Origin of the sequence: Frigoribacterium sp. PhB107, from assembly GCF_003751515.1 — a bacterium.
GTDB lineage: Bacteria > Actinomycetota > Actinomycetes > Actinomycetales > Microbacteriaceae > Frigoribacterium.
This window is the reverse complement of the sequence record NZ_RJKU01000002.1, coordinates 1,100,185-1,123,149: the sequence shown is the minus strand read 5'-3', so window position 1 is coordinate 1,123,149 and position 22,965 is coordinate 1,100,185. Positions and strand designations below refer to the sequence as shown.

The following is a 22,965-nucleotide window of genomic DNA, read 5'->3' as shown; positions in this document are numbered from 1 at the left end:
AGAATCGGCAGCATGACACCAGAGCCCTCCGCGGCGCCGTCCGCGGCGACCGAGCCGCCCACCGAGCCCGGCGCCGGGTCCGCGCCGAAGCCCGAGAGCACGACGACGGTGATCGTGGCGTTCCTCGCGAACCTGCTGATCGCCGTGGCGAAGACCGTCGCGGCGTTCCTCACGGGCTCCGCGTCGATGGTGGCCGAGTCGGCGCACTCGTGGGCCGACACGGGCAACGAGATCTTCCTCTTCATCGCCGACAAGCGGGGCGTGAAGAAGAGGGACGACGACCACCCGCTCGGCTACGGCAAGGAGACCTACGTCTGGTCGATGTTCGCGGCGTTCGGGCTGTTCACCGTCGGCGCCGTGGTGTCGATCCAACACGGCATCTCCCAGCTCGGCGCTGCCGAGGAGGCGGAGGACTACCTCGTCAACTACGTCGTGCTCGGCGTGGCCTTCCTCCTCGAGGGGACGTCGTTCCTCCAGGCCTTCCGCCAGGCCCGCGGCAGCGCCCGGGCCGGGCAGGTGCCCACCCTGCGCTACGTGCTCCGGAGCTCGAACTCGACCCTGCGCGCCGTCTTCGCCGAGGACGCCGCCGCTCTCGTCGGCCTGCTGATCGCGTTCCTCGGCATCTTCCTGCACCAGGTCACGGGCTCGGCGGTGTTCGACGCCGTCGGCTCGATCCTCGTCGGCGTGCTGCTCGGGGTCGTCGCCCTGGTGCTCGTCGACCGCAACCGCAGGTTCCTGGTCGGCGAGAGCCCGAGCGACGAGCTCGAGACCACGGTGCTCGAGCGGTTGCTCGCCCGGCCCGAGATCGCCCGCGTCACCTACCTGCACACGGAGTTCGTCGGGCCGAGCCGCCTCTACCTGGTCGCCGCCGTCGACATGACGGGTGACGACACCGAGGAGCACGTCGCCGTCGCGCTCCGCCGCGTCGAGCGCGAGCTGGAGGAGCACGACGTCGTCGAGGAGGCGGTGCTCACCCTCTCGACGCCGGACGAGCCGAGCCTGCAGCCGCGTCGCTGACGTCTGCTCCGCCACACGGGAGGGCCCGCCTCCGAGCAGGAGACGGGCCCTCCGTGGTGTCCGTGCGTCAGGCGCGCCGCGCTCGACGCCGGGCCACGCCGACTCCGCCGAGGCCCGCGAGCATCAGCCCGAGGCCGAGCGCTCCCGCCCACGGGGTCGCCTCGTCCGTGCCCGTGTGGGCCAGCGAGGACGTCGTCCGCGGGACCACGGCGGCCGGGCGGACGGCACTCGGGGCGACGACGGGCGCCAGCACGACGGGCGCCGGTGCCGAGGGCGCCAGCACGACGGGCGCCGGTTCCGGCCCGACCCGCACGTCGATGCTCGCGAACGCCGACGGCAGCGTCGTGGCGAATCCGTCCTCGTCGTAGGACTGCTGGGCGATGGAGACGCGTGCGAGGCCCACCGGGAGCCACACCGGGGTCGACCAGGTGCCGTCCGCCCCGACGGAGACGGGGTCGTGCCCGTATCCCCAGCCCGTCTCGGGGTCGAGCATCAAGAGCTCGATGTCCAGGAGCTCTCCCGGCGTCCCCGTCCCCGAGACGACGAACCTCCGCGTGTCGGTGTCCCCGAAGGGCACGACGTCCCCGTCCACCTGCGATCCGTCGACGGGCGACGTGATGACGGGAGCGTCGGAGGCCAGCTGCCCGAGCACGAGGACCTCGCGCACGATCGAGCCGAGCGGGCTCCCGTCGGCCGCGGACGCCGTGACCGTCACCTGGTAGTCGACCATGAACGGAGCGGGGTCGATGGCGATCGCCTCGCGGAAGGTCGTCCCCGTGACCGCAGCCCGGAGCGACGTCCCGTTGCTCACGACGATGCTGACGCTGCTGCCCTCCGGGACGGTCCCGGTGACGACGACGCCGCCGCGGAACGCGAGCTCGCCCTCCGCAGTCGGGGACGTGACCTCGAAGCCGGGCGCGGCTGCTGCCTCGTCGGCTGCCGCCTCGTCTTCGACGACCGGCACCTCCGCGGGCGTCAGGACGCCCCCGTCGGCGACCGGTGCCTCGGCGACAGGCGCCTCGACGACAGGAGGCGCGACCTCGCCGTCGGGCACCTCCTCGGCGTCCGGCGCCTCCACGGCGGTCCCTGCGTCGCCCTCCTCCGGGGACGGCTCGGCGGGCGTCGCGTCCCCGACGTCCGACGCGGCATCCGGCTCCGCGGCGACGCTGGGCGCGTCGACCGCGACGGGGGCGGCCGCCCCGTCGGCCTGCTCGACGGGCGCCGTCTCGGCATGTGCCGCGGGCGTCGTCATCAGGAGTCCCCCCAGGGCGATGACGATGGCAGTCGGCAGCGCCACAGCGGCCGACACAGTGTTCTTCATGATCTTCTCTCTCGTGTGAGTCGAGGTGGCCGCCGTGCCCTCGACCCACCCCCGAGCACGGCGCTCCCGGCCTCGTGAGGCCGTCCTCCGCTCACAGTAGGGGCACGTGACGAGCGATCCTCATGCCGTGACCGGACCGTTGCCGTAAGTCATCCTCCCGACCGACCCGCCTCATCTCCCCGACCGACCGGACCACTCGCCTGCGCGGAGGGGACAACGCCCGGCGCCTTCTTAGGGAGCCCCTGTAGCGTCGATCTGTGCGCACGATGATCCGGCTGGCCAAGGCCCACCCCTCCGCCCTCCGCTTCCTCGTGGTCGGCGGCATCGGCTTCGTCATCACCATGGTGATCAACTACGGGCTCAAGCTCTTCGTCATCCCCCAGCACCCCGTGACCGCGCTGTCGCTCGGCATCATCGTCGCGACCGTCGTGTCGTACTGGATGAACAAGAAGTGGTCGTTCGACGACCGCGGCGACCGCCACACCGGCCAGGAGATGCTGCTCTTCGTCGTCGTCAGCGTCATCGGGGTCGCGATCAACTCGGCCCCCTTGTACCTGTCGCGCTATGGTCTCGGCTTCGAGGTGCCCCAGGTCTCACGCACGACCCAGGAGATCGCGGACTTCGTCAGCGGCCCCGTCATCGGCACGATGCTCGCGATGGTCTTCCGCTACTGGGCGATGAACAAGTGGGTGTTCCCGAAGCGCGCCCAGCTCGACGACGTGCTGTCCCCCGTCTCGCCCTCGACCGCCTCCACCCCCACGGCCTAGCCGTCCGCGAGGCGGTCGGTGCGCGCGAGGCCGTCGGCCACGGGAGCCAGGGCCGCCGCCACCTCCTCGTCGAGTGGTCGTCGGCGCACGCCCGTCCGCGCCCACGTGACGACGGCGGTGGCCGCCGCCGCCAGCAGCGCCGACGCCGCCACCTCGGCCCCGACGTCCCCGCGCGGCGCGTCGGCGGTCTCGCAGAGGAACGACGCGACCGTCGCGCGGATCCGCACGAGGCGGACGGCCGCCGACGACACGAGGTCGTCGCCGAGGCCCATCGCCTCCGACTGGGTGAGGGCCCACGGCACACGGTCGGCAGGGTGCGCGGCGGCGAGCTGCACGAGCGCGGCCTCGACCCGCCGCACGGGCGAGGTGCCCGAGGAGGCGCGGAGGGCGTCCCCGAGGCCCGCCGCCGTCGCGTCGAGGTCGAGCCAGAACGTGTCCGCCTTCGACTCGAAGTAGTTGAAGAACGTGCCGCGGCTCACCCCTGCCCGCTGCGCGATCTGGTCCACCGTCGTGCGGGACCAGCCCTGTTCGAGGAACAGCTCGGCCGCGGCGTCGGCGAGGACGTCGGCCGACGACCGTCGCGGCCGTCCCGAGGGCCGGGCGCTGCGGGACGTCGTCTCGTCTGACATGGGGTCAATCATGCCGCTAGACTCGTCCACGGCCTTGTTGTACCCAGTTCAACAAACCAACCCACCTCGCCGCACACCTCCGGAGCCCCATGCGCACGCGCTCACTCCCCCTGCTCGCCCTCGCCTCGGCCGGCGCCCTGCTGCTCGCGGGCTGCGCCCCCGGCGGCGACTCGTCCGACGACGGGACCCCGCGGGCCGGCGGCACCCTGACCTACGCCACGGGCGACGCCGAGCCCACCTGCCTCGACCCCCACGTCGGCGGCAACTACCCTCAGGCTCTCGTCTCGACGCAGTACCTCGAGTCGCTCGTGTCGAAGGACTCGGCGGGCGAGATCGTGCCGTGGCTCGCCGACTCGTGGGAGGAGTCGGACGACGGCCTCAGCTGGACCTTCACCCTGCGCGACGGCGTCTCGTTCACCGACGGCACACCCTTCGACGCGGCAGCCGTCGCCGCGAACGTCGCGCATCTGCAAGATCCCGAGACGCTCTCGTCGACCGGCTACCTCGCCCTGCAGAAGGTCACCGGCGTCGAGGCGGTCGACGCCCGGACCGCCCGCTTCGACCTGAGCGAGCCCGACAGCGCGCTGCTCGAGTCGCTGACGCAGCCGTGGCTCGCCATGGAGTCGCCGGAGGCGCTCGAGCGCTCCCAGGAGGCGAACTGCGAGTCGCCGGTCGGCACGGGCCCCTTCGTGGTCGAGTCCTGGACCAAGCAGGACCGCGTGGTGCTGAGCCGCAACGACGACTACTCGTCGCCGCCCGCCGACGCCTCCCACGACGGCCCCGCCCACCTCGACGAGGTCGTCTGGCGCTTCGTCCCGGACTCCGCCGCCCGCTACGCGGCCCTCCAGGCCGGGCAGGTCGACGTGATCGACAACGTCCAGCCCGACACCCTCGTCGCCGCCGAGAAGGACGACTCGCTCGACGAGATCGACGCGCCCCGCCCCGGCGCCGCGAACCGCATCGAGCTGAACTCGGGCAAGGCGCCCTTCGACGACGAGCGAGTGCGTCAGGCCTTCATCACCGGGGTCGACGTGAACGACGGCATCGACTCGCTCTTCTTCGGCACGGCGGAGCGGTCGTACTCGCCCCTCTCGAGCGTCGAGCCGCTCGCGTACTCGGACGAGTCGCTGTTCGACGTCGACCCCGACGCCGCCGGCGACCTGCTCGACGAGGCCGGCTGGACGGAGCGCGACTCCGACGGCTACCGCACCAAGGGCGGCGAGCGCCTCTCCCTCGAGTTCCCCGTGAGCACGAACCAGTCGATCCCCGCCGAGCAGTCGCTCTTCGAGCAGATCCAGGCCGGCGCGAAGCAGCTGGGCATCGAGGTCGTGCTGTCTCCCCTCGACCTGTCGAGCTGGTACGGCGCCCTCGCCGAGAACGACTACGACCTGGTCAGCGCTCCGTACACGAAGGTCGGACCCGACGTGCTGCGCATCCTCTACGACACGGCCGGCATCACGCCCGCGCCGAGCGGCTACTTCGCCAACCTGGCGCAGCTGAGCGATCCTGACCTCGACCAGCTGCTGACCGACGCCGCGCAGACGAGCGACCCCGACGAGCGGGCCGACCTCTACCAGCAGGCACAGGAGATCGTCCTCGAGAGCTACACGGTGCTGCCGCTCTACGACCAGCAGAACCACTACCTCGTGCGCTCGTCCGTGACCGGCGTCCGCGCCCTGCCGCCGGTCTCGGCCGTCACCCTGTATGACGCTTCCCGTACCGACTGAGCCGGGGCGCGACGCCGCGGCGAGCCGCGCCTCCTCGACCGCTCCCCCCACCACCGACGACGCGTCCTCGCCGTCGCTCGCGGGGACGGAGCGGAGGAGGCGCGGGCGCGCGGCAGCGGCGGCCCGGTGGTTGGCCGGTCGCGTCGTCGGCGGCGTGGTCGTGCTCTGGGCGGTCGCGACCATGGTCTTCTTCGCGATCCGGCTGGTGCCCGGCGACCCCGCCGAGGCGATCCTCGGGGGTCCGGGGTCGCAGGCGTCGGCCGAGGCGCTGGCGTTGGTGCGCGAGCAGTACGGGCTGGACGACCCCCTCCTCCTGCAGTACCTGGCCCAGCTCGGCCGTCTCGCGACCGGCGACCTCGGCACCTCGTACTCGCTCCGCACGGACGTCGGCGCGCTGCTGCTCGACCAGCTGCCCGGCACGGTCGTGCTGGCGGCGTGCGCGCTCGCCGTCGCCTGGCTGATCGCGCTGGGGACCGCCTGGTGGGCCACGCTGGGCGGCCGGGTCGCCGCCGCCGTCTCGTCCGGCCTCGAGGTCGTGGCGGCCGCGGTGCCGCACTTCTGGCTCGGCAGCGTGCTCGTGCTGGTGCTCAGCACCCAGCTCGGCCTGCTGCCCCCGGTGAGCACGGGCACCCCGATCGGCCTCGTGCTGCCGGTGGTGACGCTGGCCGTGCCCGTCGCCGGGTTCCTCGGCCAGGTGACGCGCGACTCCCTGCTCGACGCGGCCTCGTCGCCGTTCGCCCTCTCCGCCCGCGCCCGGGGCGAGTCGACCTCCGGGCTCTTCGGGCGGCACCTGCTGCGGCACGCCGCCCTGCCCGGCCTGGCCCTCTCCGGCTGGGCCTTCGGCTCGCTGCTGAGCGGGGCGGTCGTCGTCGAGTCGGTCTTCGCCCGGCCCGGCCTCGGCCGCACCCTGCTCGGGGCCGTGACGCTGCGGGACATCCCGCTCGTCACCGGCGTGGCCCTCGCCTCCGCGCTCTCGTACGTGGTCGTCGTGGCCCTCGGCGACCTGGCCGAGCGGCTCGTCGACCCTCGGGCGCGGGCGTCGTGAGCGTCGTGTCGAGCACCCGGCCGGCGCGTGGCCGGCTCCGCACCCGATCGCCTCGCCCGCGCCTCCGCGTCCCCGAGGTCGTCGCCGCCGTCGCCCTCGCGCTCGTCGTCGTGGCGGCGATCGCGCCGGGGCTGCTCGCCCCCGCCGATCCCCTGGCCGTCTCGCCGACGAACGCGTTCACGGCGCCCTCGCTCGCGCACCCCCTCGGCACGGACGAGTCCGGCCGCGGCATCTGGACCCGCATCGTCCACGGAGCCGGCGCCAGCCTCGCGATCGGGGCCGCCGCGACGGTGATCGGCACGGGCCTCGGCGTCCTCCTCGGCGTGGCTGCGGGCTTCGGGGGCGGGCGCCTGCCGGGGCGCGTCGCCGACGTGGCGGTGTCACGCCTCCTCGAGGTCATGTTCGCGCTGCCGGGCCTCCTGCTCGCGCTCGTCGTCATCGCGTTCACGGGGCCGGGCGCCCTCCCCGCGACCGTCGCGGTCGGCCTCGCCACCGCGCCGGGCTACGCGCGCATCGTGCGGAGCCAGGTCGTCCGCGTCCGGCGCTCGGCCATGGTCGAGGCCGCGGTCGTGCTGGGCCGCCGCCCCGCGACCGTGCTCTGGCGGCACGTGCTGCCGAACGCCCTCGCGCCCGTCGTCGTGCTCGCGACGCTGGGCCTCGGCCAGGCCGTCGTCTGGGCGTCGTCGCTCAGCTACCTCGGCCTCGGCGCGCCGCCGCCCGCCCCGGAGTGGGGCGCCATGCTCTCGGCGGGCCGCCTGTACGTCACGAGCGCGTGGTGGATGACGGTGTTCCCCGGGCTCGCCGTGGTGCTGACCGCCGCCTCGGCGACGGTGCTCGGCCGGGGGCTCGCGCGCCGGGGCGGAGGAGCCTCGTGACCGCCTCCGTTCCCCTCCTCGTCGTCGACGACCTCCGCGTGTCGTTCGGCTCCGGCACGGTCGTCGACGGGGTCTCGTTCACGCTCGCGGCCGGCGAGTGCGTCGCGATCGTGGGCGAGTCGGGGTCGGGCAAGAGCGTGACCGCGCGCGCGCTGCTCGGGCTCACGGGCGGGACGGTCGCCTCCCGCCGGCTGACGCTCGGCGAGACCGACCTCGCGGGCCTCGGCGAGCGCGCCTGGCGTCGCGTGCGCGGCGCGCGGGTGGGCCTCGTGCTGCAGGACGCGCTCGTGTCGCTCGACCCGCTCCGCCCGATCGGCCGGGAGATCGACGACGCGCTCCGGCTGCAGACCCGCCTGACGCCCCGACAGCGGCGGGAGCGGGCCCTGGAGGCGCTGGTCGAGGTGGGCATGCCCGACCCGGAGGCGCGGCTCGGCTCCCGCTCGGGCGAGCTGTCGGGCGGGCTGCGCCAGCGGGCGCTGATCGCGGCAGCCCTCGCCGTCCGGCCCGAGCTGGTCGTGGCCGACGAGCCAACCACAGCGCTCGACGCCGAGGTGCAGCGGGTCGTCGTCGACCGGCTGCGCGCGCTGCGCGACGGGGGGACGGCCGTGCTGATGATCAGCCACGACCTCGGCGTCGTGCGCCGACTCGCCGACCGGGTCGTCGTGATGCGGGCGGGCGAGGTCGTCGAGACCGGGCCGACGGCCGAGGTGCTCGACGCGCCCGAGCACGAGTACACGCGCATGCTCGTCGCGGCCCTGCCTGCCGGGGCGCCCCGCGGCGCGCGGCTGTCCGCGCCGGCTGCCGCGAGCGCCGGCACGCCGCCGGACGCGGATCAGCCCGCGCCAGCCGCCGAGGCGCCGACTCGTGCCGTGTCGTCCTCCGTGAACCGCGTTATGGACGATGAACCGGGGCATGTCCCGGTTCATCGTCCGGAACGCAGTTCATCGCGTGCCGAAGCGCAAACGGCGGCGGCACGGGCGCTCGACACGCCGGCCGCGCCCGTCGTGCTCTCCGCAAGCGGCCTCCGCCGCGTGTTCCCGGCGCGCGGCGCGGTGCCCGACCGGGTCGCCGTCGACGGCGTCTCCCTCGAGCTGCGCGCGGGCGAGACGCTCGGCCTGGTGGGCGCCTCCGGGAGCGGCAAGACGACGACCGCGCGCCTCCTGCTCGGGCTGGACGCCCCCGACGCCGGCACGGTCGAACTGCTCGGCGAGCCGTGGACACCGCTGCACGAACGGGACCGCCGTGCCCGACGCCGGCTGCTGGGCGCCGTCTACCAGGACCCGGCGAGCTCCTTCGACCCGCGGCTGCCGGTGGGCAGGCTGCTCGCCGACGCGCTCACGGGCGGCGACCGCACGCGCGTCGGCAGCGGCGCCCTCCGTCGCGACGTGGTCGCCCTGCTCGACCGGGTCGGGCTCGCGGCCGACCTGGCCGACCGGGGCACCGCCTCCTTGTCGGGAGGTCAACGGCAGCGCGTGGCGATCGCCCGCGCCCTGGCCGCACGCCCGAGGGTCATCGTCTGCGACGAGCCGGTGTCGGCCCTCGACGTCTCGGTGCAGGCCCAGGTGCTCGACCTGCTCGACGACCTGCAGCGCGAGGAGGGCCTGGCCTACCTGCTCATCTCGCACGACCTCGACGTCGTCGGGCACATGGCCGACCGCGTCGCGGTGATGCAGCACGGGCGGGTCGTCGAGCAGGGCCGGACGGCCGAGGTGTTCGCGGCTCCCCGGCACGAGCACACGCGGGCCCTGCTCGCGGCGCGCCCCTAGCGCGGGGCCGCCCTGCCGCGCTGCGCCGCGCCGCTGCGCCGACACCCCGAGAACCACGGAGACCCCTCGCCGCGCACGCGGGTGCGCGCGCGTCCGAGGGGTCTCGACGTGAAGGGGGACGCGGGGCGCTAGGCCTTCGCGGACGCCTCGTCGTCGGCCGGCGGGCGGACGACCTGGATCGGTCCCGACTCCGCGAACGCGAGCGCCCAGTCCGACTTCGACACGTCGCTCGACTCGTCCGAGTACGCGGCGATCAGCTCCTGGGCCTCGGCGTCGGTCGCGACGGACGGGCCCGAGCCGAGCAGCGGCTCGTTGGCCGTCTCCTTGGTGAACGAGACGGCGACGAGGCCGATCACCGCGGCGGCCATCAGGTAGAACGCGGGGATGTCGTGGGCCCAGCCGAAGCCGCGGCCTTCTGCCCAGACGACCAGCGCCTCCGTGGCGAGGGGGGTGGTCCCGCCGAAGAGCGACACCGACACGTTGAACGCGATCGCGAGGGCGCCGTAGCGGATGATCGTCGGGAACAGCGCGGGCAGCGTCGAGGGCATCGTCGACGTGAAGGTGACGAGCACGAGGCCGAGCACGAGCAGGCCCGCGAACGACAGGACGCCGTTGTCGCTCTGCACCATGCGGAGCGCCGGGAACGACAGCACCAGGAACCCGATGCAGCCGGCGAAGAGCACGGGCCGGCGACCGAAGCGGTCGCTGAGCCGCCCGCCGAACGTGATGACGAGCATCATCAGCACCATCACCACGATGATGAAGAGCAGCCCGCTCGTGGCGTCGCGGCCGAGGGTGTTGGTCAGGTAGGTCGGCATGTACGACAGCAGCATGTAGTCGGTCACGTTGAAGACCAGCACGAGGCCCACGCAGACGATGAGCGCACGCCAGTTCTCACGGAAGAGCTTGAGGAACGGGACCTTCTGGTGCTCGCGCTCCGACGCCTCCGCCTGCTGCTTCTGGAACGCCGGGGTCTCCTCCAGCTTGAGGCGCAGGTAGAGGCCGATCAGGCCGAGCGGCCCGGCGACGATGAACGGGATGCGCCAGCCCCAGCCGAGCAGCGCCTCCTCGCTCAGGCCGAGCTGCAGGGCGGTCACGAGGGAGGCGCCGAGCACGTAGCCGCCGAGGGTGCCGAACTCGAGCCACGAGCCCATGAAGCCGCGGCGCTTGTCGGGCGAGTACTCGGCGATGAAGGTCGCGGCACCGCCGTACTCGCCGCCGGTCGAGAAGCCCTGCAGGAGGCGCGCCAGCAGCAGCAGGATCGGGGCCCAGATGCCGATGGTCGCGTACGACGGGATGAGGCCGATCGCCAGCGTGCCCGCGGCCATCAGGATCATGGTCATGGCGAGCACCTTCTGCCGGCCGATGCGGTCGCCGAGCGGCCCGAAGAACGCGCCGCCGATCGGGCGGACCACGAAGGCCGCGGTGAAGGTGCCGAAGGTGAAGAGGATGTTGAGGGCGTCGTTCCCGGGCGGGAAGAAGACCTGCGCGATGGTCGTGGTGATGTAGGCGTAGACGCCGAAGTCGAACCACTCCATGGCGTTGCCGAGCGCGGCGGCGCTGACGGCGCGCTTGAGCATCGACTCCTCGACGACGGTGACGTCGTCCGTGGTGAGCTCGCGGCGCGCGGCCTCCGGGCTGTTCTTGCGGGTGTCGTTCTTGCGTAAGGCCATGTGTCGGGATACCTCCGGGTGGTCGGACGGAGCGCGACCACGGTGTCGGGCAAAACCGGACGAGGCTAACAGAGACCGGCATGTCAGATCCAGTGCAGTGGTCGCAACAGTGCCCTGACCGCACTTTTCGTCGACGACGACCATGACGCCTCCTCCGCAGCCGCCCTGTCGCCGCCCCTCGTCGTCGCCCCGGCCGCCGTCCCCGCCGCGCGTACACTGGGGCAGTCCCACAACCAGGCGCCTCCCCACCGACACGGCGCCGCCCACAGAACCGGAGCAGCCCATGACGTCACCGATGCCCGAGAAGCCCGCCCTCGAGGGGCTGGAGGCCCGTTGGGGCCAGGTCTGGGAGGAGTCGGGCACCTACCGGTTCGACCGTGACCAGGCGACCCGCGCCTCCGTGTTCTCCATCGACACCCCGCCGCCGACCGCGTCGGGCAGCCTGCACATCGGCCACGTCTTCAGCTACACGCACACCGACGTCAAGGCGCGTTTCGAGCGCATGCGCGGCGCCAGCGTCTTCTACCCGATGGGCTGGGACGACAACGGCCTGCCGACCGAGCGTCGCGTGCAGAACTTCTACGGGGTGCGCTGCGACCCGTCGCTCCCCTACGACGCGTCGTTCACGCCGCCGTTCGAGGGCGGCGACGGCAAGTCGGCGAAGGCCGCCGACCAGGTGCCGATCTCGCGCCGCAACTTCGTCGAGCTCTGCGAGCGCCTCACCGTCGAGGACGAGAAGCAGTTCGAGGACGTCTGGCGCAAGCTCGGCCTCTCGGTCGACTGGACCCAGAGCTACCGCACGATCGACGACCGCTCGCAGGCGATGGCGCAGAAGGCGTTCCTCCGCAACCTGGCCCGCGGCGAGGCTTACCAGGCCGACGCGCCCACCCTGTGGGACGTCACCTTCCGCACCGCGGTCGCGCAGGCCGAGCTGGAGGACAAGGAGGTGCCGGGCGCGTACCACAAGCTCGCCTTCCACCGCACGGACGGCGAGGGCGACGTGCTGATCGACACGACGCGTCCCGAGCTGCTGCCCGCCTGCGTGGCCCTCGTCGCGCACCCCGACGACGAGCGCTACCAGGCCCTCTTCGGCACCACCGTGCGCTCGCCGCTCTTCGACGTCGAGGTCCCCGTGGTGGCGCACCACCTCGCCCAGCCCGACAAGGGCTCGGGCATCGCCATGGTCTGCACCTTCGGCGACACGAACGACGTGGTGTGGTGGCGCGAGCTGCAGCTGCCGAACCGTGCCGTGATCGGCTTCGACGGCCGCTTCGTCAGCGAGGCCCCGGCCGCGATCGAGTCGGAGGCGGGCCGCGAGGCCTACGCCCAGCTCGCCGGCAAGACGGTCTTCAGCGCCAAGGCCGCCATCGTCGAGCAGCTGACGGCCTCGGGCGAGCTGATCGGCGAGATCCGCAAGATCTCGCACCCCGTCAAGTTCTTCGAGAAGGGCGACAAGCCGCTCGAGATCGTCTCGACCCGCCAGTGGTACATCGTCAACGGCGCCCGCGACGAGGCCCTGCAGCAGTCGCTGCTCGAGCGCGGCCGCGAGGTCGGCTTCCACCCCGACTTCATGCGCGTGCGCTACGAGAACTGGGTCAACGGCCTCAACGGCGACTGGCTCATCTCGCGCCAGCGCTTCTTCGGCGTGCCGCTGCCCGTCTGGTACCCCCTCGACGCCGACGGCAACCCCGTCTTCGACGACGTGATCGTGCCCGACGAGGCGTCGCTGCCCGTCGACCCGTCGAGCGACCCGGCGCCCGGCTACGACGAGTCCCAGCGCGGCGTGCCCGGCGGGTTCCAGGGCGAGCTCGACGTGATGGACACCTGGGCGACCTCGTCGCTCACGCCCCAGCTCGCCGGCGGCTGGGAGGCCGACCCTGAGCTGTTCGAGCTCGTGTTCCCGTACTCCCTGCGCCCGCAGGGCCAGGACATCATCCGCACCTGGCTGTTCTCGACGGCGCTGCGGTCGCAGCTCGAGCACGGCACGGTGCCGTGGACGGACGCCTCGATCTCGGGCTTCATCGTCGACCCGGACCGCAAGAAGATGTCGAAGTCGAAGGGCAACGTCGTGACGCCCGCCGCGATGCTCGACGACCACGGCTCCGACGCGGTCCGCTACTGGGCCGCCTCCAGCCGGCTCGGCACCGACGCGGCCTTCGACCCGCAGAACCCGAAGCAGATCAAGATCGGCCGCCGCCTGGCGATCAAGGTGCTCAACGCGGCCAAGTTCGTGTACTCGTTCGAGCTGCCGTCGGGCGAGTTCTCGATCACCGAGCCGCTCGACCGCGACTTGCTCGCGTCGTTCGCCGCCGTCGTCTCGACCGCCACCGAGGCGCTCGAGGGCTACGACCACGCCCGTGCGCTCGAGGTCACCGAGAAGTTCTTCTGGACCTTCTGCGACGACTACCTCGAGCTCGTCAAGGAGCGCGCCTACGGGGCGACGACGCCGGCCGAGCAGGCCTCGGCCGTGCTCGCCCTGCGCACGACGATCGACGGCCTGCTGCGCCTGCTGGCGCCGTACCTGCCGTTCGCGACGGAGGAGGTGTGGTCGTGGACGCACGACGACTCCGTGCACCGCGCCTCCTGGCCGACGGCAGCCGAGCTCGGCGAGGTGGGCGTGCCCACCGGCCTGCTCGGTCTCGTCGGCGAGGCGCTGATCGGCGTCCGCCGGGCGAAGTCGGACGCCAAGGCCTCGCAGAAGACGCCGGTCGTCTCGGCGACCATCTCGGCGCCGGCCGACCAGCTCGAGGTGCTCCGCGGGGCAGCCTCCGACCTGGCCGCCGTGGGCAAGATCCAGTCGCTGGACTTCGTCGAGGGCGAGTCGCTGGCGGTGACCGCGATCGAGCTGGGCGAGCTGCCGGAGGCGGCGGTCGCGCCTGCTGCGGCGGCACCGACCCCGGCTGCGGGCGCCTGATGCAGCTCGGCACGCGGTGGAGCGTGGGAGGCGCGGCTCCGGCCAGCCTCCCCGCCCCCGTGCTCGGCGCGGTCGCCCAGGTCGAGCGCGAGCTCGCCGACGAGGGCGTCGACGCGTCGTCCTGGCGCTGGACGCTCACGTACCTCGAGCACCGACCCGTCGTCGAGCTCGACGACGGCACGGTGATCCGCGTGGACGCCGTCACGGGCGAGGCACACGTGCACGCGCCCGACGACGCCCCCGACGAGGACTAGCCCGGGCCGAGCACCCACCTCCGAGTCCTCACCCCCGTGGTCCGAGAGGGATCCGCCCCGCCGAGCCCGGTCTGCCCCTGCAGACCGTTCGCGCGGCCGCGGATCCCTCTCGCTCTCCGTGTTCCCCGCCTCTGCCCTGCTCTGCCCTGCTCTGCCCCGACACTGCTCGCACGTCGCCCCTCGCACCCGACACCCCGCACCCCGCACCCCGCAACTCGGCAAATGCCGACTGTCGAGCCCCCTCAGCCCGTCCCGTACCCGGATTTCCCGCTATCAGGGGGCTGAGGTCGGCATTTGCGGAAGGCGCTCGCCGAGACGCGGGTCAGGCTCGGGCGACGATCTCGCCGTGCGGCATGAGCAGCCACCCGTCGGGAGCGTCCCGCCACGCGCGCCACGCGTCGGCGATCCCGTGCAACTCCGCGTCGGTCGCGACCCCCTTCGCGATCGCGTCCCCGTGGAACGCGGACTCGGTGGCGCGCGCGGCCCAGCTGTCGCCCCACCAGGTGCGCTCCTCGTCAGAGGCGAAGCACCACGAGGAGGCGGTGCTGACGACCGCCTCGAGGCCGGCCTCGAGCGCCCAGCCCTTGAGGCGCCTCCCGGCGTCGGGCTCGCCGCCGTTGCCGCGGTGCACCTGCTGGTAGACGTCCATCCACCGGTCGAGGCCGGGCGACTCCGGGGCCCAGATGGTGCCGTGGTAGTCGACCTCGCGCACGGCGACGACTCCCCCGGGCCGGGCGACTCGACGCATCTCGCGGAGCGCCCCGACGGGATCCGCTACGTGCTGGAGCACCTGGTGCGCGTGCACGACGTCGACCGTGTCGTCGTCGAAGGGAAGCTCGTACAGGTCGGCCGTGACGAACTCGATGTTCTCGACCCGGCGCTCGGCTGCAAGCCCGGCGGCCTGCGCGACGATCCCGGCCGCCGCGTCGACCCCGACGACGCGCCCCGGGGCGAGCCGCTCGGCGAGGTCGACGGTGATCGTGCCCGGCCCGCACCCGACGTCGAGCAGCGACAGCCCGGGGCGCAGGTGCGGCACGAGGTAGGCGGCGCTGTTCTCGACCGTGCGCCACGCGTGGCTCCGCAGCACGCTCTCGTGGTGCCCGTGGGTGTACGTCGCGCGCGGTGCGGCGGGTCCGCCCGGTGCGGTCGGCTCGCGCGGTGCGGTCGGTTCGCTCATGTGCCCGACCCTAGCGAGCCTCCTAGTGTGGGCGGATGACGAACCCGTTCCTCGAGCCGAGCTCCCTGCCGTACGCGCTGCCGCCCTTCGCCGAGATCACCGACGACGACTGGCTGCCGGCGTTCGAGGCCGGCCTCGAGCAGCAGCGGGCCGAGCTCGAGGCGATGGCGACGGACCCGACCGAGCCGACCTTCGCGAACACCCTCGAGGCGCTCGAGCACAGCGGGCGGATCCTCGCCCGCGTCGAGCACGCGTTCTTCGACAAGGCGTCGAGCGACTCGAACGACGTCACGGACGCCCTCGAGCTCGAGCTCGCCCCACGGCTCGCCGAGCACGCCGACGCGATCCGCCTCGACCCCCGACTGTGGCGTCGCCTCGAGGCTCTCGACGCGAGGAGCGACCAGCTCGACCTCACGGCCGAGCAGCGCTACCTGCTCGAGCGCACCGTGGCCGACTTCGGCCGGGCCGGTGCCGCGTTGGGCGACGACGACAAGGAGGTGCTCCGCAGGCTGAACCAGGAGCTCTCGACCCTGACCACCCGCTTCGAGAAGGCGCTGCTGGCCGACACGAACGACCTCGCGGTCGTCGTGCACGACCCTGCCGAGCTGCGCGGCCTCACCGAGGGCCAGCTCGGGGCGGCAGCCGAGGCGGCACGGGAGCGCGGGCTCGAGGACGCCTGGGTCGTGTCGCTCGTGCTGCCCACCGGGCACCCGCTGCTGGCGTCGCTCGACGACCCGGCGCTGCGGGAGCGCGTGATGGCCGCCTCCCTGTCGCGCGGACGGCGGGGCGGCGAGCACGACACCCGGGCGCTCGTGCTCGAGATCGCCCGGCTGCGGGCCCGGCGCGCCGTCCTGCTCGGGTTCCCGGACCACGCCTCCTGGGTGACGGCGGGCGAGACGGCCGGCAGCCCGGCAGCCGTCGCCGAGCTGCTCGGCCGGCTCGCGGTGCCCGCGGCGCGGAACGCCGCCGCCGAGCTCGCCGATCTACGCCAGCTCGCCTCGAGCGAGGCGGGAAGCGGCAGCGGAAGCGACACCGACGGCGGCGAGGTCCGCGCCTCCGACTGGACCTGGTGGGCCGAGAAGGTCCGTGCCGAGCGCTTCGACGTCGACACGGCCGCGATGCGCGACTACTTCGAGGCCGACCGCGTGCTGCACGACGGTGTCTTCCACGCCGCCTCCCGCCTCTACGGCCTCGAGTTCGCCGAGCGGCGGGACCTCGTCGGCCCGCACCCGGAGGCCCGGGTCTTCGAGGTGACCGAGGACGGCGGCGCGCCCGTCGGCCTGTACGTGCTCGACCTCTACACCCGCGACTCGAAGCGCGGCGGGGCGTGGATGAACCCGCTCGTGTCGCAGTCGGACCTGCTCGGCCTGCCGCCTGTCGTCGTCAACAACCTCAACGTCTCGAAGCCCGCGGCCGGCTCGCCGACCCTGCTCACGCTCGACGAGGTGACGACGCTGTTCCACGAGTTCGGCCACGCCCTGCACGGCCTGTTGGCCCGGGTCACCTACCCGTCGTTCTCGGGCACGAACGTGTTCCGCGACTTCGTGGAGTTCCCGAGCCAGGTCAACGAGATGTGGATGCTCTGGCCGGAGGTGCTCGAGAACTACGCCGTCCACCACGTCACGGGCGAGCGGATGCCCCGCGAGCTGGTCGAGAAGCTCGTCGCCTCGCGCACCTACGGGGAGGGCTTCGCGACGAGCGAGTACCTCGCCAGCGCCCTGCTCGACCAGGCGTGGCACAGGCTGTCGCCCGAGCAGGCCGACCGGGTCGACGACGTCGAGGCGTTCGAGCAGGAGGCGCTGGCCGCGGTCGGCCTGGACCGCCCGCAGGTGCCCCCTCGCTACTCGAGCACGTACTTCGCTCACACCTTCTCGGGCGGCTACGACGCGGGCTACTACTCGTACATCTGGAGCGAGGTGCTGGACGCCGACGCCGTCGAGTGGTTCGAGGAGAACGGCGGACTGAGCAGGGAAGCGGGCGACCGGTTCCGGGCGCGTCTGCTCGGCGTCGGCGGGTCGAAGGACCCCCTCGAGGCCTACCGCGACTTCCGTGGCCGCGACGCTCGGGTCGAGCCGCTGCTGGAACGCCGCGGCCTCGCCTGACCCCGTCGACATCGTGGGGACACGCACGCGAACGCCCCGACCAGTGGGGCCGGGGCGTTCAGGAGGCGCGGGGAGGCGGCGGGACTAGGCCGACTTCTCGACGCGCTCGTCCACGAGACGGGGAACGATCGTCGGCGCCGCGTTCTCGAGCACGGAGGCGCGGGTCACGACGACCGTGCCGACGGTGTCGTCGGAAGGGACGTCGAACATGATCGGCCCGAGCACCTCTTCGAGGATCGCCCGGAGGCCGCGGGCACCGGTCTGGCGCAGGACGGCGAGGTCGGCGATCGACTCGAGGGCCTCGTGCTCGAACTGCAGCTCGACCCCGTCGATCTCGAACATGCGCTGGTACTGCCGCACGAGGGCGTTCTTCGGCTCGGTGAGGATCTGCATCAGGGCGGCCTGGTCGAGCTGCGTCACCGTCGTCACGACCGGGAGGCGCCCGATGAACTCGGGGATCAGCCCGAACTTGTGCAGGTCTTCAGGGAGGACCTCGCTGAAGAGGGCCGCCTCGTCTTCCTTGCTGTGCAGGGGGGCACCGAAGCCGATGCCGCGCTTGCCCGCACGGTTGGAGATGATGTCCTCGAGGCCGGAGAACGCCCCGGCGACGATGAAGAGCACGTTGGTCGTGTCGACCTGGATGAACTCCTGGTGAGGGTGCTTGCGACCACCCTGGGGAGGCACGGAGGCGACCGTGCCCTCGAGGATCTTGAGCAGTGCCTGCTGGACGCCCTCGCCCGACACGTCGCGGGTGATCGACGGGTTCTCGGCCTTGCGCGCGATCTTGTCGATCTCGTCGATGTAGATGATGCCCGTCTCGGCGCGCTTGACGTCGTAGTCCGCCGCCTGGACGAGCTTGAGCAGGATGTTCTCGACGTCCTCGCCGACGTAGCCCGCCTCGGTGAGGGCAGTCGCGTCCGCGACGGCGAACGGGACGTTCAGCCGCTTGGCCAGGGTCTGCGCGAGGTAGGTCTTGCCGCAGCCCGTCGGGCCGATCAGCAGGATGTTGGACTTCGAGATCTCGACCTCGTCGGCGAGGGACTCGGCCGCCGTCAGCGTCGACGCGGCGCGGATGCGCTTGTAGTGGTTGTAGACGGCCACGGAGAGGGCGCGCTTCGCGGCGTCCTGCCCGATGACGTACTCCTCGAGGAACGAGTAGATCTCGCGGGGCTTGGGGAGGTCGAACTCGCTCGTGGGCTCGTCGCCCGCCTCGGCCAGGCGCTCTTCGATGATCTCGTTGCAGAGCTCGACGCACTCGTCGCAGATGTAGACGCCGGGGCCGGCGATCAGCTGTTGGACCTGCTTCTGGCTCTTGCCGCAGAACGAGCACTTGAGCAGATCAGCGCTCTCACCGATGCGTGCCATGCCCGGCCTCCCTACGAGATCGTCGTCGCCCCCTGTCGGACGTCGTGCACCGAGCCTAACCCGATCCCCCGACACTCCGGGACCGACCTGCGGCCCGGACGCGACGGAGCCCCGGGCAGCTCGCCCGGGGCTCCGTCGTCGTGCTCGCGACGCGTGGTCGGCTAGCGCGTGAGCGCCGGCTGGTTCTTGCGCGAGGTCAGCACCTGGTCGACCAGGCCGTAGGCCAGAGCCTCGTCGGCGCCCAGGATGTTGTCGCGCTCGATGTCGCGGTTGACCTGCTCGGGCGTCTTGTTCGAGTGCTTCGACAGCGTCTCCTCGAGCCAGGTGCGCATGCGCAGCACCTCTTTCGCCTGGATCTCGATGTCCGACGCCTGGCCGCCGCTGCTCCCGCCGGTCGCGGGCTGGTGGATCAGCACGCGGGCGTTCGGCAGGGCGAGGCGCTTGCCGGGCTGGCCGGCCGCGAGCAGGACCGCGGCCGCCGAGGCAGCCTGGCCGAGGCACACCGTCTGGATCTCCGGACGGATGTACTGCATCGTGTCGTAGATCGCCGTCATGGCCGTGAACGAGCCGCCGGGCGAGTTGATGTACAGGGTGATGTCGCGATCGGGGTCCATGCTCTCGAGCACGAGGAGCTGCGCCATGATGTCGTCGGCCGAGGCGTCGTCCACCTGCACGCCGAGGAACACGATGCGGTCCTCGAAGAGCTTGGCGTAGGGGTCCTGGCGCTTGTACCCGTAGGCCGTGCGCTCTTCGAAGCTGGGGAGGATGTACCGGGAGCTGGGGGTCTGCAGTCGGCCCGCGCCGCCCATCATCGGGAGTTCCATGAGTGTGTCTCTTTCTCTGCTGACGATCGGGGAGGGAGGTCTACGACTGGTCCGTGCCGGCGCCGCCGACGACGTCGGTGGCCGAGCCGCGGATGTGGTCGACGAAGCCGTACTCCAGGGCCTCCTCGGCGGTGAACCAACGGTCGCGGTCGCCGTCCTCGTTGATCTGCTCGACCGTCTTGCCCGTCTGGGCAGCGGTGATCTCGGCCAGGCGCTGCTTCATCGAGAGGATGAGCTGGGCCTGCGTCTGGATGTCGGAGCTGGTGCCGCCGAAGCCGCCGTGCGGCTGGTGCAGCAGGACGCGCGCGTTCGGCGTGATGTAGCGCTTGCCCTTGGTGCCGGCCGTCAGGAGCAGCTGGCCCATCGAGGCCGCCATGCCGATGCCCACGGTCACGATGTCGTTCGGCACGAACTCCATGGCGTCGTAGATCGCCATGCCGGCCGTGATCGACCCGCCGGGCGAGTTGATGTAGAGGTAGATGTCCTTCTCGCTGTCCTCAGCGGCGAGGAGCAGGAGTTTCGCTGCGATCTCGTTGGCGTTCTCGTCCCGCACCTCGGAACCGAGCCAGATGATGCGGTCCTTGAGAAGTCGGTCAAAAACACTGTTGGGCAGTGTCACGTCGGCCATGGTGGAGCTCCCATTCGTTGTCGCTTGTCGTCGAATCTATCCGGTGGAACGCACGGGTTCCGGGCTGTTCGCCCACGGCAATAACTTCCGCCCCTCGCTGACCAGACCGAGCCGAGGAGGCGCGGGTGCAGTCCGGGAACGACAGAGGGCCGGGTGCACCAGCACCCGGCCCTCTCGACGTCAGCGCCTCATCGGCGCCGACGCGTCAGCTCAGCTCACGCGTGGTCGTGCCCCTCGTGGTCGTCGTCGCCGCCGACGCCCGCGGTGGCGGTGAAGGCCGACAGGTCGACCTCCTTGCCCTCGCCGTCGACGACCTTGGCCTTCGACAGCACGACCGCCAGGGCCTTGCTGCGGGCGACCTCGCCGACCATGGCCGGGATCTGGCCGTTCTGGTCGAGCACCTTGATGAACTCGCCGGGCTCCATGCCGTACTGGGCGGCGCCCTGGATCAGGTACTGGGTCAGCTCGTCCTGCTCGACCTTGACCTCTTCCTTCTCGGCGATCGCGTCGAGGAGGATCTGGTTGCGGAAGGCCTTCTCGCTGCTCTCGGTCACCTCGGTGCGGTGCTCGGCGTCCTCGAGGCGGTTCTCCTGCTCGAGGTGACGGTGCACCTCGTCCTCGACGAGCTTCTCGGGCACGGGGATCTCGACGGACTCGAGGAGCTTCTCGACGACCTGGTCGCGCGCCTGGGCACCCTGGCCGAACGTCTTCGACTTGGCCAGCTGCTCCTTCAGGTCGCCCTTGAGCTCGTCGATGGTGTCGAACTGGCTGGCGATCTGCGCGAAGTCGTCGTCGGCCTCGGGGAGCTCGCGCTCCTTGACGGCGGTGACGGTGACGGCGATCTGGGCGGTCTCGCCCTCGCGGTCGCCGCCGAGCAGCTTCGACTCGAACGTGGTGCTCTCGTCGGCGGTGAGCGACTCGAGCGCCTCGTCGATGCCCTCGATGAGCTCGCCGGAGCCGAGCTCGTACGACACGCCCTGGGCGGTGTCGACGGTGTCGTCGCCGATGGTGGCGGTGAGGTCGATCTGGACGAAGTCGCCGGTGGTGGCGGGACGGTCGACCGTGACGAGCGTGCCGAAGCGCGTGCGCAGGTTCGACAGCTCTTCTTCGACCTCGTCGTCGCTGATCTCGACCGAGTCGACGGTGAGCTCGATGCCCTCGTAGTCGGGCAGGTCGAAGTCGGGACGCACGTCGACCTCGACGGCGATGGTCAGGTCGCCCGAGAAGTCCTTCACGTCGGGCCAGGAGACGACGTCGGCCTCGGGGCGGCCCAGCACGCGGATCTCGGTCTCGGAGACGGCCTCGCGGTAGAACTTGTCGAGGCTCTCGCTGACGGCGTGGTTCAGGACCTCTTCGCGACCGACGCGCTGGTCGATGATGGGCGGCGGCACCTTGCCCTTGCGGAAGCCGGGGATGTTGATCGACTCCGCGATGTGGCCGTAGGCGTGCGTGACGCTGGGCTTGAGCTCGTCAGGGCTGACGACGATGTTGAGCTTGACGCGCGTGGGGCTGAGCTTCTCAACGGTGGTCTGGACCAATGTGGGGCTTCTCCTGTGTTGGTGGTGCTGAACTCACGTCCGAGACAGCAGGTAGACGATCGTCGGGGCGACAGGACTCGAACCTGCGATCTTCCGCCCCCAAAACGGACGCGCTAGCCACTACGCTACGCCCCGTATATCACCTGGCACGGCGAGCTCCGTTGGTCCCGTTGAGGTCGGGTGGAGACAAGCCTCGAGGGAGTCTAGCCGACCACAGGGCACGCCGTTCGAGCCCCTGGCGGAGATGCTCTATAGTTGTGGACACCCGAGCGGCCCAGGCCGCCCACGGGGATGTAGCTCAATGGTAGAGCCTCAGTTTTCCAAACTGATGGCGCGGGTTCGATTCCCGTCATCCCCTCTCGATCCTTCGACGCCTCCGGCGTCCGGTGCCGCAGGCACCGTGCATGAATCCTCCTCTCGATGTCACTCGTCGCTCGACGCCCTCGACGTTGCATCCCCGAAGAGGGGGCGCGTCCGGTGCCGTCTCGGTACTGGGCGTCTGCCGCGATGCTTCATGATCTGAGGATGGATCGCGCGAAGACCGCCCGGGCCGCGCTCGTGGGCGCGGCCCTCGCCCTGCTCGTGACGGGGTGCAGCGCCGGCGTGACCACCGCCTCCCCCGGGTCGGCCCCGACCGGGGCCCCGCAGGCCGCCGCCTCCGCCTCACCGGGCGACGTCACGGGCGGTGGCGCAGGCGAGGACGACCTGCGCCGTGAGGACGCCGTGCGCGTCGCCATCGTCGGCGACTCCCTGACGGCCGGCGGCGGGCGACTGCTCAGCGACGGCCTCGACGCGAACACCTGGATGACGTACGCGCGCGGCGACGGCGTCGAGTGGGTGGGCGGGTGGGCCAAGGGCGGCAGCACCATCCAGGAGCAGGCCGCGGCGGTGACCCCGGTCGCCGACGTCGACGTCCTCGTGCTGATGTCGGGCACGAACGACGTGCGCAAGGGGATCGGCTTCGCCGCGTCCGCCGCCTCGTACGACGCCGTCGTCGCCACCGTCGCCCCGCGCCACGTCGTCGTCGCGGCGATCCCGCCCTACGACCGGGCGCCCGCCGCCGCCGCCGTGTACCAGAGGGCCCTCGAGCGGTACGTGCTCGACAGGGGCTGGACCTGGACCGACCCCTGGGGCTTCGCCCGCGACGGCCTCGTGTTCGCGGCCGGGACGTCGCCCGACGGCATCCACCCCACGACGGTCGGGTACCAGCGCGTCGGCGAGTCGCTGCGCGAGACGATCCTCGAGGTGGGCGGCACCCGGGGCGACCTGCTCCAGGCCGGCCCTGCGGCGGACGGCACGGCCGAGGGCGACCGGTCGCGGACCAGCTAGCCGGTCGACCGCCG

18 protein-coding genes and 2 tRNA genes are annotated in these 22,965 nt (G+C 72.1%); 11 read left to right on the top strand and 9 right to left on the bottom strand.

Going from position 1 to position 22,965, the window contains the following annotated elements:
- The first annotated feature begins 12 nt into the window (after nucleotides 1–12).
- Nucleotides 13–1,017, top strand: coding sequence for a cation diffusion facilitator family transporter (locus EDF18_RS13480; protein ID WP_123548243.1), 1,005 nt, complete (start codon nucleotides 13–15; stop codon nucleotides 1,015–1,017).
- 67 nt (nucleotides 1,018–1,084) lie between these two features.
- Here EDF18_RS13480 and EDF18_RS13475 read toward each other — a convergent pair whose 3' ends face one another.
- Complete coding sequence (locus EDF18_RS13475; RefSeq protein WP_158614680.1) at nucleotides 1,085–2,338, bottom strand: LPXTG cell wall anchor domain-containing protein; 1,254 nt, start codon at nucleotides 2,336–2,338, stop codon at nucleotides 1,085–1,087.
- A 266-nt stretch (nucleotides 2,339–2,604) separates the two neighbouring features.
- Here EDF18_RS13475 and EDF18_RS13465 point away from each other — a divergent pair, with 266 nt between their 5' ends.
- Nucleotides 2,605–3,105, top strand: coding sequence for a GtrA family protein (locus tag EDF18_RS13465; RefSeq protein ID WP_123548367.1), 501 nt, complete (start codon nucleotides 2,605–2,607; stop codon nucleotides 3,103–3,105).
- Here EDF18_RS13465 and EDF18_RS16380 read toward each other — a convergent pair.
- Nucleotides 3,102–3,734, bottom strand: a complete 633-nt coding sequence (locus EDF18_RS16380) for a TetR/AcrR family transcriptional regulator (protein WP_158614679.1) — start codon at nucleotides 3,732–3,734, stop codon at nucleotides 3,102–3,104. The two genes, EDF18_RS13465 and EDF18_RS16380, sit on opposite strands and share 4 nt — an antisense overlap.
- Before the next feature lie 89 nt (nucleotides 3,735–3,823).
- On the opposite strand from EDF18_RS16380, the gene EDF18_RS13455 reads away from it, so the two are divergent.
- Genes EDF18_RS13455 through EDF18_RS13440 form a run of 4 tightly spaced genes read left to right on the top strand, consistent with a single transcriptional unit; the run spans nucleotide 3,824 to nucleotide 9,147 of the window.
- A complete protein-coding gene (locus EDF18_RS13455; RefSeq protein WP_123548240.1) occupies nucleotides 3,824–5,461 on the top strand; it encodes an ABC transporter substrate-binding protein in 1,638 nt (545 codons plus the stop codon).
- Entirely contained in the window at nucleotides 5,439–6,506 is a 1,068-nt protein-coding gene (locus tag EDF18_RS13450) for an ABC transporter permease (protein ID WP_123548239.1), read from the top strand. The genes EDF18_RS13455 and EDF18_RS13450 overlap by 23 nt, the downstream gene beginning before the upstream one ends.
- The gene (locus tag EDF18_RS13445; RefSeq protein WP_123548238.1) at nucleotides 6,503–7,381 is read left to right on the top strand and encodes an ABC transporter permease; all 879 of its coding nucleotides are present in this window, start codon (nucleotides 6,503–6,505) and stop codon (nucleotides 7,379–7,381) included. The genes EDF18_RS13450 and EDF18_RS13445 overlap by 4 nt, the downstream gene beginning before the upstream one ends.
- On the top strand, nucleotides 7,378–9,147 hold the full coding sequence (locus tag EDF18_RS13440) for an ABC transporter ATP-binding protein (protein ID WP_123548237.1): 1,770 nt from the start codon (nucleotides 7,378–7,380) through the stop codon (nucleotides 9,145–9,147). Before EDF18_RS13445 ends, EDF18_RS13440 begins: the two co-directional genes overlap by 4 nt.
- A 128-nt stretch (nucleotides 9,148–9,275) precedes the next feature.
- Here EDF18_RS13440 and proP read toward each other — a convergent pair whose 3' ends face one another.
- Nucleotides 9,276–10,820 (bottom strand): glycine betaine/L-proline transporter ProP, encoded by a 1,545-nt coding sequence (gene proP / locus EDF18_RS13435; protein ID WP_123548236.1) that lies wholly within the window; start codon nucleotides 10,818–10,820, stop codon nucleotides 9,276–9,278.
- A gap of 283 nt (nucleotides 10,821–11,103) precedes the next feature.
- Here proP and valS point away from each other — a divergent pair, with 283 nt between their 5' ends.
- The gene (valS, locus tag EDF18_RS13430) at nucleotides 11,104–13,734 is read left to right on the top strand and encodes a valine--tRNA ligase (protein ID WP_233569142.1); all 2,631 of its coding nucleotides are present in this window, start codon (nucleotides 11,104–11,106) and stop codon (nucleotides 13,732–13,734) included.
- A complete protein-coding gene (locus EDF18_RS13425) occupies nucleotides 13,734–13,988 on the top strand; it encodes a hypothetical protein (RefSeq protein ID WP_123548234.1) in 255 nt (84 codons plus the stop codon). Before valS ends, EDF18_RS13425 begins: the two co-directional genes overlap by 1 nt.
- Nucleotides 13,989–14,310: 322 nt before the next feature.
- On the opposite strand, the gene EDF18_RS13420 is transcribed toward EDF18_RS13425, so the two are convergent.
- On the bottom strand, nucleotides 14,311–15,165 hold the full coding sequence (locus tag EDF18_RS13420; protein WP_123548233.1) for a methyltransferase domain-containing protein: 855 nt from the start codon (nucleotides 15,163–15,165) through the stop codon (nucleotides 14,311–14,313).
- A 35-nt stretch (nucleotides 15,166–15,200) separates the two neighbouring features.
- Here EDF18_RS13420 and EDF18_RS13415 point away from each other — a divergent pair, with 35 nt between their 5' ends.
- Nucleotides 15,201–17,267: a M3 family metallopeptidase gene (locus tag EDF18_RS13415; protein WP_123548232.1), complete on the top strand. Its 2,067-nt coding sequence runs from the start codon at nucleotides 15,201–15,203 to the stop codon at nucleotides 17,265–17,267.
- 84 nt (nucleotides 17,268–17,351) lie between these two features.
- On the opposite strand, the gene clpX is transcribed toward EDF18_RS13415, so the two are convergent.
- The 5 genes from clpX to EDF18_RS13390 all read right to left on the bottom strand — a co-directional run bounded on the left by clpX (nucleotide 17,352) and on the right by EDF18_RS13390 (nucleotide 21,757).
- Complete coding sequence (clpX, locus tag EDF18_RS13410) at nucleotides 17,352–18,632, bottom strand: ATP-dependent Clp protease ATP-binding subunit ClpX (protein WP_123548231.1); 1,281 nt, start codon at nucleotides 18,630–18,632, stop codon at nucleotides 17,352–17,354.
- A gap of 161 nt (nucleotides 18,633–18,793) precedes the next feature.
- On the bottom strand, nucleotides 18,794–19,456 hold the full coding sequence (locus EDF18_RS13405; RefSeq protein ID WP_123548230.1) for an ATP-dependent Clp protease proteolytic subunit: 663 nt from the start codon (nucleotides 19,454–19,456) through the stop codon (nucleotides 18,794–18,796).
- A 40-nt stretch (nucleotides 19,457–19,496) separates the two neighbouring features.
- Nucleotides 19,497–20,084, bottom strand: coding sequence for an ATP-dependent Clp protease proteolytic subunit (locus EDF18_RS13400; RefSeq protein WP_123548229.1), 588 nt, complete (start codon nucleotides 20,082–20,084; stop codon nucleotides 19,497–19,499).
- A 215-nt stretch (nucleotides 20,085–20,299) separates the two neighbouring features.
- Entirely contained in the window at nucleotides 20,300–21,622 is a 1,323-nt protein-coding gene (gene tig, locus EDF18_RS13395; RefSeq protein WP_123548228.1) for a trigger factor, read from the bottom strand.
- A gap of 62 nt (nucleotides 21,623–21,684) precedes the next feature.
- Nucleotides 21,685–21,757 (bottom strand) — tRNA-Pro (locus tag EDF18_RS13390).
- Nucleotides 21,758–21,909: 152 nt separating this feature from the next.
- On the opposite strand from EDF18_RS13390, the gene EDF18_RS13385 reads away from it, so the two are divergent.
- Both EDF18_RS13385 and EDF18_RS13380 read left to right on the top strand, forming a co-directional pair.
- Nucleotides 21,910–21,980 (top strand) — tRNA-Gly (locus EDF18_RS13385).
- A gap of 167 nt (nucleotides 21,981–22,147) precedes the next feature.
- Complete coding sequence (locus EDF18_RS13380; protein ID WP_158614678.1) at nucleotides 22,148–22,951, top strand: SGNH/GDSL hydrolase family protein; 804 nt, start codon at nucleotides 22,148–22,150, stop codon at nucleotides 22,949–22,951.
- The last annotated feature ends 14 nt before the right edge of the window (nucleotides 22,952–22,965 follow it).